This window comes from Microbispora sp. NPDC046973, assembly GCF_040644495.1.
Classification (GTDB): Bacteria; Actinomycetota; Actinomycetes; order Streptosporangiales; family Streptosporangiaceae; genus Microbispora.
This window is the reverse complement of the sequence record NZ_JBEYWQ010000030.1, coordinates 44,280-59,374: the sequence shown is the minus strand read 5'-3', so window position 1 is coordinate 59,374 and position 15,095 is coordinate 44,280. Positions and strand designations below refer to the sequence as shown.

17 protein-coding genes are annotated in these 15,095 nt (G+C 71.7%); 10 read left to right on the top strand and 7 right to left on the bottom strand.

The window, feature by feature from the left end:
• Positions 1 to 151: 151 nt before the first annotated feature.
• Positions 152 to 628 carry a hypothetical protein gene (locus ABZ860_RS35345; protein ID WP_357228893.1) on the bottom strand — a complete coding sequence of 159 codons (477 nt, stop codon included), beginning with the start codon at positions 626 to 628 and terminating at the stop codon, positions 152 to 154.
• A 156-nt stretch (positions 629 to 784) separates the two neighbouring features.
• Positions 785 to 3,202: a Tex family protein gene (locus tag ABZ860_RS35340; protein WP_357228891.1), complete on the bottom strand. Its 2,418-nt coding sequence runs from the start codon at positions 3,200 to 3,202 to the stop codon at positions 785 to 787.
• Between the two features lie 144 nt (positions 3,203 to 3,346).
• On the opposite strand from ABZ860_RS35340, the gene ABZ860_RS35335 reads away from it, so the two are divergent.
• Together ABZ860_RS35335 and ABZ860_RS35330 are read left to right on the top strand one after the other, a co-directional pair.
• Positions 3,347 to 3,802: a nuclear transport factor 2 family protein gene (locus tag ABZ860_RS35335; RefSeq protein WP_357228947.1), complete on the top strand. Its 456-nt coding sequence runs from the start codon at positions 3,347 to 3,349 to the stop codon at positions 3,800 to 3,802.
• A gap of 3 nt (positions 3,803 to 3,805) precedes the next feature.
• Entirely contained in the window at positions 3,806 to 4,297 is a 492-nt protein-coding gene (locus ABZ860_RS35330; protein ID WP_357228889.1) for a helix-turn-helix domain-containing protein, read from the top strand.
• Positions 4,298 to 4,434: 137 nt separating this feature from the next.
• Here the strand turns inward: ABZ860_RS35330 and ABZ860_RS35325 are convergent, their stop codons facing one another.
• Together ABZ860_RS35325 and ABZ860_RS35320 are read right to left on the bottom strand one after the other, a co-directional pair.
• Positions 4,435 to 4,770: a hypothetical protein gene (locus ABZ860_RS35325; RefSeq protein ID WP_357228887.1), complete on the bottom strand. Its 336-nt coding sequence runs from the start codon at positions 4,768 to 4,770 to the stop codon at positions 4,435 to 4,437.
• 125 nt (positions 4,771 to 4,895) lie between these two features.
• The gene (locus tag ABZ860_RS35320) at positions 4,896 to 6,644 is read right to left on the bottom strand and encodes an ATP-dependent DNA helicase RecQ (protein ID WP_357228885.1); all 1,749 of its coding nucleotides are present in this window, start codon (positions 6,642 to 6,644) and stop codon (positions 4,896 to 4,898) included.
• Between the two features lie 106 nt (positions 6,645 to 6,750).
• Here ABZ860_RS35320 and ABZ860_RS35315 point away from each other — a divergent pair, with 106 nt between their 5' ends.
• From ABZ860_RS35315 to ABZ860_RS35305, 3 genes are all read left to right on the top strand, one after another.
• Positions 6,751 to 7,752 (top strand): NADPH:quinone reductase, encoded by a 1,002-nt coding sequence (locus ABZ860_RS35315; RefSeq protein ID WP_357228882.1) that lies wholly within the window; start codon positions 6,751 to 6,753, stop codon positions 7,750 to 7,752.
• A 66-nt stretch (positions 7,753 to 7,818) separates the two neighbouring features.
• Positions 7,819 to 8,772, top strand: a complete 954-nt coding sequence (locus ABZ860_RS35310; protein ID WP_357228880.1) for a Ppx/GppA phosphatase family protein — start codon at positions 7,819 to 7,821, stop codon at positions 8,770 to 8,772.
• A 126-nt stretch (positions 8,773 to 8,898) separates the two neighbouring features.
• Entirely contained in the window at positions 8,899 to 9,216 is a 318-nt protein-coding gene (locus tag ABZ860_RS35305) for a hypothetical protein (RefSeq protein WP_357228878.1), read from the top strand.
• A gap of 90 nt (positions 9,217 to 9,306) precedes the next feature.
• On the opposite strand, the gene ABZ860_RS35300 is transcribed toward ABZ860_RS35305, so the two are convergent.
• Positions 9,307 to 9,447 (bottom strand): hypothetical protein, encoded by a 141-nt coding sequence (locus ABZ860_RS35300; protein WP_161628093.1) that lies wholly within the window; start codon positions 9,445 to 9,447, stop codon positions 9,307 to 9,309.
• Between the two features lie 131 nt (positions 9,448 to 9,578).
• Here ABZ860_RS35300 and ABZ860_RS35295 point away from each other — a divergent pair, with 131 nt between their 5' ends.
• The 4 genes from ABZ860_RS35295 (at position 9,579) to ABZ860_RS35280 (ending at position 11,550) form a co-directional block, all read left to right on the top strand.
• Positions 9,579 to 10,070, top strand: coding sequence for a metallophosphoesterase family protein (locus ABZ860_RS35295; RefSeq protein WP_357228876.1), 492 nt, complete (start codon positions 9,579 to 9,581; stop codon positions 10,068 to 10,070).
• 37 nt (positions 10,071 to 10,107) lie between these two features.
• Positions 10,108 to 10,527, top strand: a complete 420-nt coding sequence (locus ABZ860_RS35290) for a DUF5709 domain-containing protein (RefSeq protein ID WP_357228874.1) — start codon at positions 10,108 to 10,110, stop codon at positions 10,525 to 10,527.
• A gap of 126 nt (positions 10,528 to 10,653) precedes the next feature.
• Positions 10,654 to 11,067 carry a PH domain-containing protein gene (locus ABZ860_RS35285; RefSeq protein ID WP_357228872.1) on the top strand — a complete coding sequence of 138 codons (414 nt, stop codon included), beginning with the start codon at positions 10,654 to 10,656 and terminating at the stop codon, positions 11,065 to 11,067.
• 66 nt (positions 11,068 to 11,133) lie between these two features.
• A complete protein-coding gene (locus tag ABZ860_RS35280) occupies positions 11,134 to 11,550 on the top strand; it encodes a DUF3592 domain-containing protein (RefSeq protein ID WP_357228870.1) in 417 nt (138 codons plus the stop codon).
• Positions 11,551 to 11,587: 37 nt separating this feature from the next.
• On the opposite strand, the gene ABZ860_RS35275 is transcribed toward ABZ860_RS35280, so the two are convergent.
• Complete coding sequence (locus ABZ860_RS35275) at positions 11,588 to 13,837, bottom strand: glycoside hydrolase family 3 N-terminal domain-containing protein (RefSeq protein ID WP_357228867.1); 2,250 nt, start codon at positions 13,835 to 13,837, stop codon at positions 11,588 to 11,590.
• 190 nt (positions 13,838 to 14,027) lie between these two features.
• Between ABZ860_RS35275 and ABZ860_RS35270 the strand changes: the two genes are divergently transcribed.
• Entirely contained in the window at positions 14,028 to 14,735 is a 708-nt protein-coding gene (locus ABZ860_RS35270) for an MBL fold metallo-hydrolase (RefSeq protein WP_357228865.1), read from the top strand.
• Here the strand turns inward: ABZ860_RS35270 and ABZ860_RS35265 are convergent.
• Positions 14,725 to 15,018: a putative quinol monooxygenase gene (locus ABZ860_RS35265; RefSeq protein ID WP_357228863.1), complete on the bottom strand. Its 294-nt coding sequence runs from the start codon at positions 15,016 to 15,018 to the stop codon at positions 14,725 to 14,727. The two genes, ABZ860_RS35270 and ABZ860_RS35265, sit on opposite strands and share 11 nt — an antisense overlap.
• Between the last annotated feature and the right edge of the window lie 77 nt (positions 15,019 to 15,095).

Here is a 15,095-nt window from a genome sequence, read left to right as displayed (position 1 = left end):
ACCCGTCCGACGCCCACAAAGCACCAAGTGGAATTCCACATCAGGGGGAATCGGCTCCAGGCCTGGGCAAAGTGGTAATCGGCGACCTGTTCGAATCGAGGCGGATAATCCCGCACGTTCCGGCTTTTGTGCTTTCTGCTGCTCTAAATGCTTATTTGCCCCCTGATGGGTGACTGGCGCGTTTGCTGCCTCTAGCGTGAGAAACAGGGTCCAGATCCAAGGTTCGATGGATCGATTCGAGCTCCGTGAATTCGGATGTCGTCCGCTTTCTCGTCACGGAGCCGACGGAGGGATACCCATGTTCAAAGAAGCATTGGCTGCTGCCGTCATGACGGCTTCGGCTCTCGTCGTCCCTGTCGCGATTCAGACGCAGCCCGCCAACGCCGCCGGCACGACCGAGCAGGTCATCCGGCCGTCGACCACGGGGGACTGCCCGGGAGGCAGATGCCGTGGCAGGCACCACCATCGCCATCACCACCGCCACCTTCGGGAGCAGCAGCAACAACAGCAACAGCAACAGGGCCGCGGCGGTCAACAGCAGCAACAACAGCAGCAGCAGGGCCGCGGCGGTCAGCAACAGCAGCAACAACAACAGCAGCAGCAGGGCCGCGGAGGTCAGCAGCAGCAACAGCAGCAGCAGTGACCGAATGACCGTCCATCGTGCCTGATCAACCCTGTGCCCCGCGTCCACTGACTCGCGGGGCATTTTCCGTCGCCGGACGCGGTCCCGGCGCACCGAAGGCGGGCGCCGGGCGCGAGAGGCCGGCGGATCGGGTGGGGCGCGTCAGCGGGAACGGCGGTCGCCGGAGCCGGGGTCGGCCAGACCGGCCCGGCGCAGGGCCTCGGCCATGGCCCCGCCGAGCGGCGCGCCGCCCGAGCCCCGGCCGTTGCCGCGGCCCGAGCCGCCACCCTTGCTGTTCTGGTTCTGGCCGCCCTGGTTCTGACGGGACGCGTTCTGACGGGACTGGTTCTGGCGCGGCTGGCCACGCCGGCCGCCCTGCCGGTCGTCGCGGGCCTCGCCGTTCGGCCCGCCCCTGCGGCCGTTGCCCGCGGTCTCGTCCTCCAGGCGCAGCGTGAGCGAGATGCGCTTGCGCTGGAGGTCCACGTCGAGCACCTTGACCCGGACGATGTCGCCGGGCTTGACCACCTCGCGCGGGTCCTTCACGAACGAGTTGGACATCGCGGACACGTGGACCAGGCCGTCCTGGTGCACGCCGACGTCGACGAACGCCCCGAACGCGGCGACGTTGGTGACGACGCCCTCAAGGATCATGCCGGGCGACAGGTCGGACGGCTTCTCGACGCCCTCCTTGAACGTGGCGGTCTTGAACGCCGGGCGGGGGTCGCGGCCCGGCTTCTCCAGTTCCTTGAGGATGTCGGTGACGGTCGGCAGTCCGAAGGTGTCGTCGACGAAGTCCGACGGCCTCAGCGAGCGGAGCGCGGAGGTGTTGCCGATCAGGGTGCGCAGGTCGCTCTTGGTGAAGTCGAGGATGCGGCGCACCACCGGGTAGGCCTCCGGGTGCACGCTGGAGGCGTCGAGCGGGTCGTCGCCGCCGGGGATGCGCAGGAAGCCCGCGCACTGCTCGAACGCCTTCGGGCCGAGCCGCGGCACCTCCTTCAGGCCGGTCCGCGAGCGGAACGGCCCGTTGGCGTCACGGTGCGCGACGATGTTCTCCGCCAGTCCGGCGCCGATGCCGGAGACGCGGGTCAGCAGCGGGGCGGACGCGGTGTTGACGTCCACGCCCACCGCGTTCACGCAGTCCTCCACCACCGCGTCGAGTGAGCGCGACAGCTTCACCTCGGACACGTCGTGCTGGTACTGGCCGACGCCGATGGACTTGGGGTCGATCTTGACCAGTTCGGCCAGCGGGTCCTGCAGGCGCCGTGCGATCGACACCGCGCCGCGCAGCGAGACGTCCAGGCCCGGCAGCTCCTGGGAGGCGTAGGCCGACGCGGAGTACACCGAGGCCCCGGCCTCCGAGACCACGATCTTGGTGAGGTGCGGCATGTGCTTGACCAGCTCACCGGCGAGCTTGTCGGTCTCCCGCGACGCGGTGCCGTTGCCGATGGCGATCAGCTCCACCTTGTGCTCGGTCGCCAGCCGGGCCAGCACCGCGAGCGACTGGTCCCACTGCCGCTTGGGCTCGTGCGGGTAGATGGTCTCGGTGGCCACGACCTTGCCGGTGGCGTCCACGACCGCGACCTTCACACCGGTGCGCAGCCCCGGGTCGAGGCCCATGGTCGGCCTCGTCCCGGCGGGTGCGGCCAGCAGCAGGTCGCGCAGGTTGGCCGCGAACACGCGCACGGCCTCCTCCTCGGCCGCCTGCCACAACCGGGTGCGCAGGTCGATGCCCAGGTGCACGAGGACGCGGGTCCGCCAGGCCCAGCGCACCGTGTCGAGCAGCCACTTGTCGGCCGGGCGGCCGAGGTCGGCGATGCCGAAGCGCCGGGCGATCCGCGCCTCGTAGTCGTTCGGCTCCTCGGCCTCAGGGTCGAGGGTGAGCGTGAGCACCTCCTCCTTCTCGCCCCGGAACATCGCGAGGATGCGGTGCGAGGGCAGGCGGGTGAAGGGCTCGGAGAAGTCGAAGTAGTCGGAGAACTTGGCCCCGGACTCCTGCTTGTCCTCCCGTACCTGCGAGATCAGCCGCCCGCGGGACCACATCCGCTCCCGCAGGTCGCCGATGAGGTCGGCGTCCTCCGCGAAGCGCTCGACCAGGATGGCCCTGGCGCCCTCCAGCGCGGCGGCGGCGTCGGCCACGCCCTCGCGCACGTACCCCTCCGCGGTCGCCTGGGGATCCAGCGCCGGGTCGGCGAGCAGCGCGTCCGCCAGCGGCTCCAGCCCCAGCTCCCTGGCGATCTGCGCCTTCGTGCGGCGCTTGGGCTTGAAGGGCAGGTAGATGTCCTCCAGCCGGGCCTTCGAATCGGCCTCCATGATCCGCGCTTCCAGGGCCTCGTCGAGCTTGCCCTGGGAGCGGATCGAGTCGAGGATCGCGGCCCGCCGCTCCTCCAGCTCGCGCAGGTAGCGCAGCCGCTCCTCCAGCGTGCGCAGCTGGGCGTCGTCGAGCGCGCCCGTGGCCTCCTTGCGGTAGCGGGCGATGAACGGCACCGTCGCCCCGCCGTCGAGCAGGTCGACGGCCGCGGTGACCTGACTCTCGCGCACGCCGAGCTCTTCGGCGATCCGCTGCTGAATGGACGTCGTCACGATCCTGATCCGCCTTCTTCCGGGGTCCACCCTCTCCGAGGGGCTCTCATTCTGCCGGATCCGCCGGGCCCCCTCGCTCCACCTGTGGACAACAGAAGAGTTAGTATCAGGATTGAACTGACCAGAGGAGGGGCTGTGTTCCGGATGATCGCCCGCCGCAAATACCGGCGTGCATGGCAGTCCATGAACGACCACGACTATCAGGCGATCATCAAGCAGCTCGCCCCCGACTTCCGGGTGACGTTCCAGGGCGACACCAGCCTGGGCGGGACGCGCACCACCCAGGCGGGGATGGCCGCCTGGTTCGACCGGCTGTTCCGCCTCCTGCCCGATGCCCGGTTCGAGTTGCGGCAGGTGGCCGTCGACGGGCCGCCATGGAACACCCGGATCGCCGGCCTGTTCACCGTCCGGGCGACCACGCCGCTCGGCGAGCCCTACGAGAACGTGTTCGTCCAGTTCGTACGCCTGCGGTTCGGGCGGGTGTCCTGGTACGAGGTGCACGAGGACTCGCTGCGCTGGTGGCGGCTGTGCCAGCATCTGGGCTCGAACGGAATCGCCGAGGCCGTCGCACCGCCCATCACCGACGCGGGAAGGGTGTGAGCCGTGCGGCAAACCAGCTTCGCCGACATGCACTGTTCCCTGGCGCGCGCGCTGGAAGTCGTCGGGGACTGGTGGACCCCGCTCATCCTGCGCGACGTCTACCTGGGTATCGACCGGTTCTCGGAGCTGGCGGAGGACCTGGGTTTAAGCCGGAACCTGCTCACCGAACGACTCAACGGCCTGGTCGGCAACGGCATCCTGCGGCGTGAGCGCTACCAGGAACGTCCACCCCGCGACCGTTATGCCTTGACCGAAGCCGGGCAGCAGGTCATACCGATCCTGGTGGCGCTGACCGCGTGGGGCGACCGGTGGCGGACACCCGAAGGCGGCCCGCCCATCCGATTCCAGCACGGCGACCATCACGCCGCGCCCATCGTCGCATGTGGAGCGTGCGGCACCCAGATCACGTCGCAGGACCTGAGCGCCAAGCCCGGCCCGGGAGGCCGGCGGGCACCCGGAACGATGCTGATAGCCGAGCGCCTCGGCGCGTTCTGACGCGGCACACGGCTGGGCTCGGTGGCGAGGGCCGGTCCCCTCGCGAGATGCGGCACGGCTGTCCACGCCCGCCGGGCACGCACCGGACCGCGAGCGGCCTCGGGTGGAGCTCGCCGGGCCGTCCGAGCCGGCGGCGTTCACCAGGGCTCGGCCAGGCCTGTGGTCACCGGGGCGGGGCAGCCCCTCGCGGGCGTCTCGCCGGGCGGGGTCCGCGGCGTGGGCCGGCCCAGCGTGATCTCCGGATGGTGGGCCAGATAGCCGATGGGAAACGTGGTCACGATCCCGCAGCCGCATCCGGGGCAGGTCATCCCCGACCACGGCGGCTGGACGGCCGCGTCGTCCCGGGTCCACACGACGACGTCGTCGCCGTGCTCGTCGCGCGTGCGGAGGACGACGTACTCCTCCTCCCAGACCCGCAGGCAGTGCAGGCACTCGAACGGCCACGTCTCCCTGGTGCTGATTCCCTCCCGCACCGGTACCACCCCCGAACTCACGGCCTCCGCCTACGAGTCTCAACACAGGGTGAAACCACTGCAAGTGGTGCCAAGGACACGAACGGTAATGATTGCCCAGCCGGCGGGGTGCTTCTCGTGATCCGTCAGACCACTTCGAGCAGCTCGTCGACCACGCCGAGCGCCAGCGTCTTGTAGCCCACGGAGTCGAACAGCACGGTGATCCGGTCCTGCTCCCGGCTCATCACGATGCCGTGTCCCCATTCGGCGTGCCGTACGTCCGCGTGCATGGGGAAGCGCCCGTCGCCGGTCTCCGGCGGGATCGCCGTCCCCGAGCGGCAGGTGTCGCAGTCGCCGCACGACCGCTCGTACGGCTCGCCGAAGTACTCCAGCAGGAAGCGGCGCCGGCAGCCGGTGGTCTCCGCGTAGCCGCGCATCATCTCCAGCCGGGAGTCCTCCATCCGGTGCCGGAGATCGTCGATCTCCACCGCGCGGGCGGCGGCCTCGTCCGGCGGCGGGCCGTCCGGCGCGTATCGCAGGCCGCCGCCGTGGGTGACCTCGACCGCGCCCGCCCGCTCCAGCAGGTTGACGTGCGAGGTCAGCCTGGCGGACCCGATGTCGAGGAGCTCGCGCAGGTCGGCGGCGGCGACCTCCCCGCCGTGCTCGTGCACCAGCGTCGCGACCCGCCGCATCAGGGCCTCGTCCGCGCGGCCCGCGGCGAAGAACTTGCGCAGCCCCAGGTCCTCGGGCCGGTAGAACAGCACGGCGTCGGCCGGGTTGCCGTCCCGGCCCGCCCGGCCGATCTCCTGGTAGTACGCGTCGAGCGACTCGGGGGGCGCGGCGTGCAGCACGTAGCGCACGTCGTGCTTGTCGATGCCCATCCCGAACGCCGACGTCGCCACGACGGTGTCGAGGTCGTCGTCCTGGAACCGCTCGTGGATGCGGCGGCGGTCCTTCGCCTTCATCCCCGCGTGGTACGCCTCGGCCCGGCGGCCCCGCTCCTGCAGCAGTCCGGCGTACTCCTCGGCCTGGCGCCGCGTCGCCACGTAGATCAGCCCCACGCCGTCCAGCCCGGCGGCGTGGTCGGCCAGGGCCCTGCGCTTGTCGTCGTCGCTCGTGAACCGATGGACCTCGAGGTGCAGGTTGGGCCGGTCGAATCCCCGCACGATCTGCTGCGCCCCGATCAGGCCGAGCGACTCGACGATCTCCTCGCGCACGGTCGGCGCGGCCGTGGCCGTCATAGCGATCACCGGGGGATGGCCCAGCCGCTCGATGACCTTGCCGAGCCGCAGGTACTCGGGCCGGAAGTCGTGGCCCCAGGCGGACACGCAGTGCGCCTCGTCCACGGCGATCAGTGAGGGCCGGGCCTGGGCCAGCCGCTCGACCACCTCGGGCTTGGCGAGCTGCTCCGGCGACAGGAACACGTACTCGGCGTCGCCCGCCGTGACCTGGTCGAGCCCCGCCTCGACCGAGCCGGCCGAGTTGACCGCCACCGCGCCCGCGGCCCCCGCCTTCAGCAGGCCCATGACCTGGTCGCGCTGCAGGGCGATGAGCGGCGAGACGACGACCGTCGGGCCCTCCAGGAGCAACCCGGGCACCTGGTAGACCGCCGACTTGCCGCCACCGGTCGGCATCACCAGCAGCACGTCGCGCCCCGCGAGCAGGAGCTCCATCGCCTCCTGCTGGCCCGGGCGCAGCTGCTGCCAGCCGAACGCCTCCCTGGCCGTGGCCCGCAGGCGCCTGCCTCTGCGTCCGAAGTGCCGGCCGAAGCGGCCCCCGGCCCAGCCCCTGGCCCAGCTTCCCGACCAGTCCCTCGACCAGCCGCCTCCCGTGCCGCCGAGCCTGTCACCGGCCCTTCCGCCGGAAAGGCCCCCGTACCTCTGCCTGACGCTCATCCCACCGCACCCCCTCGCCCGGTCGGCCTGCAACTACCCGAGCGGAAAAGGCCGAACCGGAATAGCGTCATGGACCCGGCGGCTTAGAGCCGATATGAGAGCGATCGTGTATTCCGAGACCGGTGACAGCGGCGTCCTGCGCCTGACCGAGCGGCCGGTGCCCGAGCCGGGGCCCGGACAGGTACGCGTGCGGGTGGTGCGGTCGGGCGTCAACCCGACCGACTGGAAGGCGCGGCGCGGGGCGCTGAGCCACCCGGAGGCCGTGCCCAACCAGGACGGCGCCGGGATCGTGGACGCCACCGGGCCCGGCGTGACGGCGGTGACCCGGGGAGATCGGGTGTGGCTGTGGGAGGCCGCCTGGGGGCGGCCGGACGGCACCGCCCAGGAGTACGTCGTCCTGCCCGAGCGGCAGGTCGTGCCGCTGCCGGACGGAGCCTCCCTCGACCTCGGCGCGAGCCTCGGCATCCCCGCGCTGACGGCGCACCGCTGCCTGACCGTGGCCGAGGGCGGGCCGGACCGGCTCGCCCCCGGGGCCCTCGACGGCAGGACCGTCCTCGTGGCCGGCGGGGCCGGGGCCGTCGGCAACGCGGCGATCCAGCTCGCGCGCTGGGCCGGGGCGACCGTGGTGGCCACGGTCAGCGGGCCGGAGAAGGCGGCGCTGGCCCGGGCGGCGGGGGCCCACCACGTGGTCGACTACCGCGTCGGGGATCCGGCGGTGGAGATCCGCGCGGTGGCCCCGGAGGGCGCCGACATCGTGGTGGAGGTCGCGCCGGGACCGAACGCCGCCCTGGACAGGGCGGTCACCGCGCCGCAGGGGGTCGTCGCGGTGTACGCGAACAACGGGGGAGACGAGGTCGCGCTTTCGGTGCGGGAGCTGTTCAGCCGCAACATCCGCTACCAGTTCGTGCTCGTCTACACGGTGCCCGAGGCGGCCAAGGACGCCGCGGTGGCGGACGTGCGCGCCGCGGTCGCGGCGGGGGCGCTGCGGGCGGGGGAGGAGGCCGGGCTGCCCCTCCACCACTTCCCGCTGGAGCGTACGGCCGAGGCCCACGACGCGGTCGAGTCGGGCGTGGTCGGCAAGGTGCTCGTGGACGTCGCGCCGGAGTGAGCCCATGTGGGCCCGGGTCCGGGAGGGGCGGTGGATCTTTCCCCGTCGGGCGGTAGCGTCGGGGGCATGCGACTCGGAGTCCTGGACGTCGGTTCCAACACGGTGCACCTGCTGGTGATGGACGCGCATCAGGGTGCCCGGCCTCTGCCCGCCTTCTCCCACAAGGAGGAGCTGCGGCTGGCCGAGCACCTCGTCGACGGCGACAGGCTCAGCGAGGAGGGCGCGGCGCGGCTCGAGGCCTTCGTGCGCGAAGCGGCCCGCATCGCGGAGGACAAGGGCGTGGAGGACCTCGTCGCCTTCGCCACCTCGGCGGTCCGCGACGCGGCCAACGGCGAGGACGTGCTGGCCCAGATCAAGGCCGACACCCGGGTGGACATCCAGGTGCTGTCGGGGGACGACGAGGCCAGGCTGACGTTCCTGGCCGTGCGCCGCTGGTTCGGCTGGTCGTCGGGGCGGCTGCTGGTGGCCGACATCGGGGGCGGCTCGCTGGAGATCGCCTCGGGGATCGACGAGGAGCCCGACGTCGCCGTCTCCCTCCCGCTCGGCGCGGGACGGCTCACCCGCGACTGGTTCACCGCCGACCCGCCCGATCCCGAGGAGGTCCGCGCGCTGCGACGGCACGTACGCACCGAGATCGCGCGGACGGTCGGGGCGGTCGCCAGGTATGGCAGGCCGGACCACGCGGTCGCCACGTCCAAGACCTTCCGCCAGCTCGCGCGGATCGCGGGCGCGGCGTCGTCCGGCGAGGGCCCGTACGTCAAGCGGACGCTGACGCACGAGGACCTCGTCGAGTGGACGGCGCGGCTGGCCACGATGCCGGCGGCCCAACGGGCGGAGCTTCCCGGCGTGTCCGCGGGGCGGGCCGCGCAGCTTCTCGCCGGCGCGGTCGTCGCGGACGCCGCGATGGACCTGTTCGAGCTGCCGGTGCTGGAGATCTGCCCGTGGGCGCTGCGGGAGGGCGTGATCCTGCGCAGGCTCGACGGCCTGCCCATGGGTCGGCCTCCGCTGGCCGATCAGTAAGGTATGAGAGTCATCCAAACGGGGCAAGGCACCAATAATCGGCAATTTCCGTTCCTCTACGTGGCAGGTGATCTTCCGCCGGCCACCGGAGTGCCGTAATCGGGGTCGACCTCTGGAGGAATCTCAATGGTGGAGCTGCTGGGAGCCGTGGTCTCCCTGGCGGCGGTGGTGGTGATGGTGCTCGGAGCCGTGGTGTTGATCGCGATCGCGACCCTCGTGTGGCTGGGCGCGATGGCGGTGAGCACCGGGCGCGAGTCCTACGGGCGGGCGACACCCGCCCCCGCGGGCACGGGCGCGGACAGCTTCGCGAAAACGCCTGTGAACGCGCTCGTCGAGGTGCCCGTCAACGCGTCCGTCGACGGACACGTGAACGGGCGCACCGCGGGCCGGGGCGCGGACCTGCAGGTCCGGGCCGTCGCCGCCGCCTCCGCGCGTCGCGCGTAGCGAGGCCCACGCCGGCGTCTGCGTCCCCGTCAGGTCTTTCCTGGCGGGGACGCCGTCGTCCGGGGCGCCTCGCGGTCGGACGGGCCGCCGTCAGCGGCTCTCCCTGCTCTGGCCGGACAACGTCTTGACCAGCTCGGTCAGGTGGGCGACCTGAGTCTCCAGCCCGCGTACGCGCGCCTCGAGCTCGGACAGGGTGGGCGCCTGGTAGCCGTCGGCGATCTGCCTGCTCATCGTTCCTCCCGAGCGGGACCGGCCGGGGGAGACCGGTGTAGGGGTGCAGGGCATGAGGGTCGTGCGGGTCGTGAATCCCTATTCCCCGAATATGTGATTTGGCACCTCTTCTTTGCGGGGAAGATGGGACGGTGAAGGTCGTCGTGCTCGCGGACACCCACGCTCCCCGGCGCTGGAAGTCCTGCCCGCCCGCGGTCGCCGGGCACCTGCGGGGGGCGGACCTGATCCTGCACGCCGGCGACGTCTGCACCGCGGACGTCCTGGTGGAGCTGTCCGCGTACGCTCCGGTTCACGCGGTGCTCGGCAACAACGACGGCCCGGACGTCGCGTCCTGGGGCGCTCCGGAGACGCTCGAACTCGATCTCGGCGGGCTCCGGGTGGCGATGATCCACGACAGCGGGCAGGCCGCAGGGCGGACCGCGCGGATGCGGCGCCGCTTCCCCGAGGCCGACCTGGTCGTCTTCGGCCACTCGCACATCCCCATGGACCTGACGGGCGACGGAGTGCGGGTGTTCAACCCCGGCTCGCCCAGCGACCGCCGCCGCCAGCCGCACGGCACCATCGGAATACTCGACGTCGAGGGCGGCGTGCTGCGGCGGGCCGAGATCGTCCCCGTCACCTGACCTGCCTAAGGGCCGTTCGGCGGGGCATGGGGCCGGTATGAGAGACAACAGACCACAGCCCGACCCGCGTTCGCGGTTCGAGGACGAAGGCATTCCGGACCTGCAGGAGGGCACCCCCGGGCAGCAGTGGGCCGAGGACCCGCAGGAGATGCCGCTGCCCGGCGACCGGCCCCTGGGTCTCGACGAGTACGGCACCACGCCCAACGAGATGCGCGAGGGCGAGTCCCTCGGCGGGCGCCTGTCCCGTGAGGTCCCCGACGTGGACGCGACCGCCGACCCGGCCCAGCCCGGCAGGTACGGCACCGAGGAGCCCGGCCAGGCCGGCCGGCTCGTCGACCCGGACGGCGGCATGGGCGTGGACACCGAGAAGGACATGATCGCCGAGGATGTGGGGCCGGACCTCGGCGGCTACACGGCCGAGGAGCAGGCGATGCGCGTGGAGGACGAGACGCCGTAGGACGAGACGACACGGGACGAGACGCCACCGGGGAGAGGGCGGCGGCCGTGCGGCCGGGCCGCCGCCGCACGGCGTGAGGGCCGGGAAGGAGCCGCGAGAGGACCTCGCATTCGTTACGCTGCCTCGATGGCGGGAGTTGAGGAGCAGCGGCACGAATGGCGGGTGCCGCGCGCGATCGTTGCGCTGAAGGCCGTGGGCACGGTGCTGTGCGGCGTGCTGGCGGTCGCCGGCGACGGCGCGCAGCTCTTCCTCGCCGGCGTCGCCACCCTGGGCTTCGGCCTGCTGACCGGTCGCGACCTGGTCGCGCCGGTGCGGCTGGCGGCGGGGGTGGACGGGCTGGTCGTCACCGGGCTCTCCGGGCGGGAACGCATCTCCTGGAACGACGTGGACCGCATCCGGGTGGACTCCCACCGCCGCTACGGCCTGACGACCCGGCTGCTGGAGATCGACGCCGGCGAGCAGATCCACCTGTTCAGCCGTTTCGACCTCGGCGAGCCGGTCGTCGACGTGGCCGAGACGCTCATGCGGATGCGCCCTTGATCCGTGCGCGTCGCGATTCGGGAACGGTGCAAGCCGATCGCAAGCGCCGGGCCCTAAGGTCCGATCGTGTCACAAACCGCTCTCATCACACTGATTCTCTCGGGTCTCGGGCTCGTCTTCGGTCTCATCGGCGGCGGCATCCTGATGAACGCCAGGGAGTTCCGCCGCCGGGCGCAGCGCACCCGCGGTCTGGTCGTAGGACTGCGGGCGAGCCGGTCCGACGACGGGGTCTCGTACTACCCGACCATCCGCTTCACCACCCTGTACGGCCAGCAGGTCGAGGCCGAGACCACCTACGGGAGCAACCCGCCGCCCGCGCGGCCGGGTGAGGAGGTCACGGTGCTGTACGACCCGGCCAGGCCGACGCGGATCCGCATCGACAGCGCGGCCGGGAGTGGAACGCTCCTCGGGGGCATCTTCCTCGCGGTCGGCATCGTCCTGTTCACCGCGGGGGCGGGGGTGGCGCTGGCCCAGGCGTTCTGAGCCGAGACGGCCGGTCCCCGCCCCCTCCGGCACACGGTCATCCGGTCGTGCAGGCCGTTCCGTTCAGGGTGAAGGCGGCAGGGGCGGGGTTGGCGCCGCTGTAGGACCCCTGGAAGCCGAAGCTCGCCGTGCCGCCGCCCGCGCCGATGGTCGCGTTCCAGGTGGCGTTGGACGCGGTGACCTGCTGGCCCGACTGCGTGATCGTCGAGTTCCAATAGCCGGTGACCTTCTGGTTGCCGGCGTAGGTCCACTGGAGCCGCCAGCCGTTGACCGGGCTCGACGACCTGTTGGTGATCGTCACGTCGGCGGTGAACCCGCCGCCCCAGTCGTTCACCTTGTACGTCACCACGCACCCGCCGGAGACCGGCGACGGCGAGGGCGACGGGCTGGCGCTCGGCGAGGGACTGGGGGACGGCGAGGGGGACGGGGAGGGAGACGGGCTGGAGCCCGTGTAGGTCAGCCCGAAGCCGTACTCGAACAGCGCCTGCTTGCCGTCCCCGGCGTTGATCGGCTGCTGGTCGGCGCTGCGCATCCAGGTCATCGGCAGCTTCGCGGTGGGGGCGTAGTCGCCGAACAGCACGTCGGCCACGCCGCGCCCCTCGGTGCCCGGCAGCCAGGCCGCCACCAGCGCGTTCCACTGGTCGACCTGAGCGGCGATGTCCAGCGGCCGGCCGGAGACGAGCACCACGACCAGCGGCACGCCGGACGCCTTGAGCCGCTGCAGCGTGGCCAGGTCGGTGGAGTCGAGGCCCATCGACCCGGTCCGGTCGCCCTGCCCCTCCGCGTACGGCGTCTCGCCCACGACGGCGATCGCCGCGCGGTAGGAGGAGTCGATGCCGCTGCCGTCGCGGTTGTAGGTGACCTGCGTGCCCGAGCCGACGGCGTCGCGGATGCCCTGCAGAATCGTGGTCCCCTGCGTGATGTTCCCGGACGAGCCCTGCCAGCTGATCGTCCAGCCGCCGCTCTGGTTGCCGATGTCGTCGGCGCTCTTGCCGGCCACGAAGATCTTGCCACCGCTCTTGCCGAGCGGGAGCACGTTGCCCGCGTTCTTCAGCAGGACCAGCGACTTGCGCACGGCCTCGCGGGCGACGGCGCGGTGCGCCGCGCTGCCCACGGTGGAGGTGTAGGACCGGTCGGTCAGCGGCCTCTCGAACAGCCCCAGCTCGAACTTCTTGGTGAGGATGCGCCGGTTGGCGTCGTCGATCCGCGACATGGCGATGCGGCCGGCCTGCACCTCCGACTTCAGCAGCGAGACGAACCTCTTGAAGTCGGTCGGCACCATCACCATGTCGACGCCCGCGTTGATCGCCGTGGTGATCTCGCTCGCCGTGAAGCCGGTCTGGCCGTCGAGCTGGTCGATGCCCGCCCAGTCGGTGACCACGAAGCCCGTGAAGCCCAGCTCGCCCTTGAGCACGTCGGTGAGCAGGTACTTGTTGCCGTGCATCTTGACGCCGTTCCAGGAGCTGTAGGACACCATGACGGAGCCCACCCCGCGCTGCACGGCGGCCTTGAACGGCGCGAGGTGGATGGCCCGCAGGTCGGCCTCGCTGAGCTCGGTGTTGCCCTGGTCCCTGCCGCCCGTGGTGCCGCCGTCACCCACGTAGTGCTTGGCGGTGGCGAGGATGGAGGCGTTCCCGGCCTTCTGGAAGCCGTCGACGATCGTCGTCATCTGGGTGACGAGCTGGGGATCCTCGCTGAAGGACTCGTACGTGCGGCCCCAGCGGTCGTTGCGGGCCACGCACAGGCAGGGGGCGAAGGTCCAGTCGATGCCGGTGCCCGCCACCTCCTCGGCCGTCGCCCGCCCGACCCGCTCCACCAGATCGGGGTCGCGGGTCGCCCCGAGCCCGATGTTGTGCGGGAAGATCGTGGCGCCGACCACGTTGTTGTTCCCGTGCACGGCGTCGATCCCGTAGATCATCGGGATGCCGAGCGGGGTGGACAGCGCCTGCCGCTGGAAGTTGTCGTACATGTCGGCCCAGGACGACGGGGTGTTCGGGGAGGGTGCCGAGCCGCCGCCGGACAGGATCGAGCCCAGCCGGTAGGTCGCCACGTCGGAGATCGTCGTGAGGGCCGACCGGTCGGCCTGCGTCATCTGCCCGACCTTGTCGTCGAGCGACATCCTGGACAGCAGGTCGTCCACCCGCGCGGCCACCGGAAGGCTCGGATCCTTGTAGGGGGCGTCCGCCGCCTGCGCCGTCCCGCGACCGGCGACGAAGACGGCGCCCAGCGCCACGGCGAGCAGCGCGGCAAGCGCGGGTATCCAGACGGGTCTCAGCCGGGATGTCATCACGTCCTCCTCGATGTCCCCCGCGACCGTAGGAATCGCCGGGAATTCGGGTCAAACGATGTGACTCCCGGACACTCGCCACCAGCCGTGGGCGAGGAAAGTTTCACACCGGCCCGGCTTCCGCCCAGGGCGGATCCGCTGCGGGCGAAGATCGCCCCGGTGGCCGGCCGGGCGGCCCTAACGTCGCCGCATGGATCTGGTCGAACTGCTCCCGAGCCTGTATTTCCTGCGCTTTCCCGTCGGGCACGTCTACCTGTGGCGCGACCCTGACGGGCTGACCCTCATCGACTCCGGGGTTCCCGGCTCCGCGCCGCTCATCGAGGACGCCGTCCGTTCGCTCGGGCACTCGCCGTCCGACGTACGCCGCCTGGTGCTGACGCACTTCCACGAGGACCACACCGGCTCGGCCGCCGACATCGCCGCCTGGGGTGAGGTGACCGTGTACGCCCACCGCGACGACGCGCCCTTCGTCCGGGGCGAGGCGGCCGGACCCCCGCCGATCCTGTCCGGATGGGAGCGGGAGCTGTGGGACCGGGTCCACGAGGGCATGCCGCACGTGCCCGCGCCGCCCGTACGCGTGGACCGCGAGCTGGTCGACGGCGACACGCTGGACTTCGGCGGCGGGGCGCGGGTGCTGGCCGTGCCCGGTCACACCCCCGGCAGCCTCGCGGTGCACCTGCCCGGCCCGGGCGTGCTGTTCACCGGCGACACCGTCGCCCGCACCCCCGACGGGCAGGTCATCCTCGGCGTGTTCAACGCCGACCCGCCCGCGGCCGTCGCCTCGCTCGCACGGCAGGCGGCTCTCGACGTCGAGATCGCCTGCTTCGGGCACGGCGAGCCCGTCACCGAGGGCGCCTCCGGGCTCATCCGGGACGCCGCGGCGCGCCTCACCGGATGAAGCCGGTCAGCTCCTCGGCGAACTCGATCTGGGGCTCGGCGACGAGCAGCTCTCCGAACCGGGCCACGAAACCCGAGACGTACGGCATCGCGAAGTGGGCCTCGCGCGCGGCCTCGTCCACGTACTTCTCGTAGATGATGAACGTGTCCGGGCCCTGCCGGTGGAGCACGAAGGCCAGGGCGCCCTTCTCGTCGCGGGTGGCGGCGGCGATGTCGCGGATCGTCGCCTCCATCTCGTCCGCGTGTTCGGGCTTGGCCCGCAGGATCGCCACGCACACCGACACCGTCCGGTCTCCTCTCGGGCAGGACCTCTGAGCGCTGATCGTGATCAGCGTACGGCGCGGCGCGGCCGGAGCGGTAC

What these genes read in the sequence shown, in the direction of transcription:
- ABZ860_RS35290 (WP_357228874.1), top strand. Translation starts at nt 10,108, where the DNA reads ATGAGAGACAACAGACCACAGCCCGACCCGCGTTCGCGGTTCGAGGAC.
- ABZ860_RS35335 (WP_357228947.1), top strand. Translation starts at nt 3,347, where the DNA reads ATGATCGCCCGCCGCAAATACCGGCGTGCATGGCAGTCCATGAACGAC.
- ABZ860_RS35300 (WP_161628093.1), bottom strand. Translation starts at nt 9,447, where the DNA reads ATGAGCAGGCAGATCGCCGACGGCTACCAGGCGCCCACCCTGTCCGAG.
- ABZ860_RS35320 (WP_357228885.1), bottom strand. Translation starts at nt 6,644, where the DNA reads ATGAGCGTCAGGCAGAGGTACGGGGGCCTTTCCGGCGGAAGGGCCGGT.
- ABZ860_RS35305 (WP_357228878.1), top strand. Translation starts at nt 8,899, where the DNA reads ATGGTGGAGCTGCTGGGAGCCGTGGTCTCCCTGGCGGCGGTGGTGGTG.
- ABZ860_RS35270 (WP_357228865.1), top strand. Translation starts at nt 14,028, where the DNA reads ATGGATCTGGTCGAACTGCTCCCGAGCCTGTATTTCCTGCGCTTTCCC.
- ABZ860_RS35310 (WP_357228880.1), top strand. Translation starts at nt 7,819, where the DNA reads ATGCGACTCGGAGTCCTGGACGTCGGTTCCAACACGGTGCACCTGCTG.
- ABZ860_RS35275 (WP_357228867.1), bottom strand. Translation starts at nt 13,837, where the DNA reads ATGACATCCCGGCTGAGACCCGTCTGGATACCCGCGCTTGCCGCGCTG.
- ABZ860_RS35285 (WP_357228872.1), top strand. Translation starts at nt 10,654, where the DNA reads ATGGCGGGAGTTGAGGAGCAGCGGCACGAATGGCGGGTGCCGCGCGCG.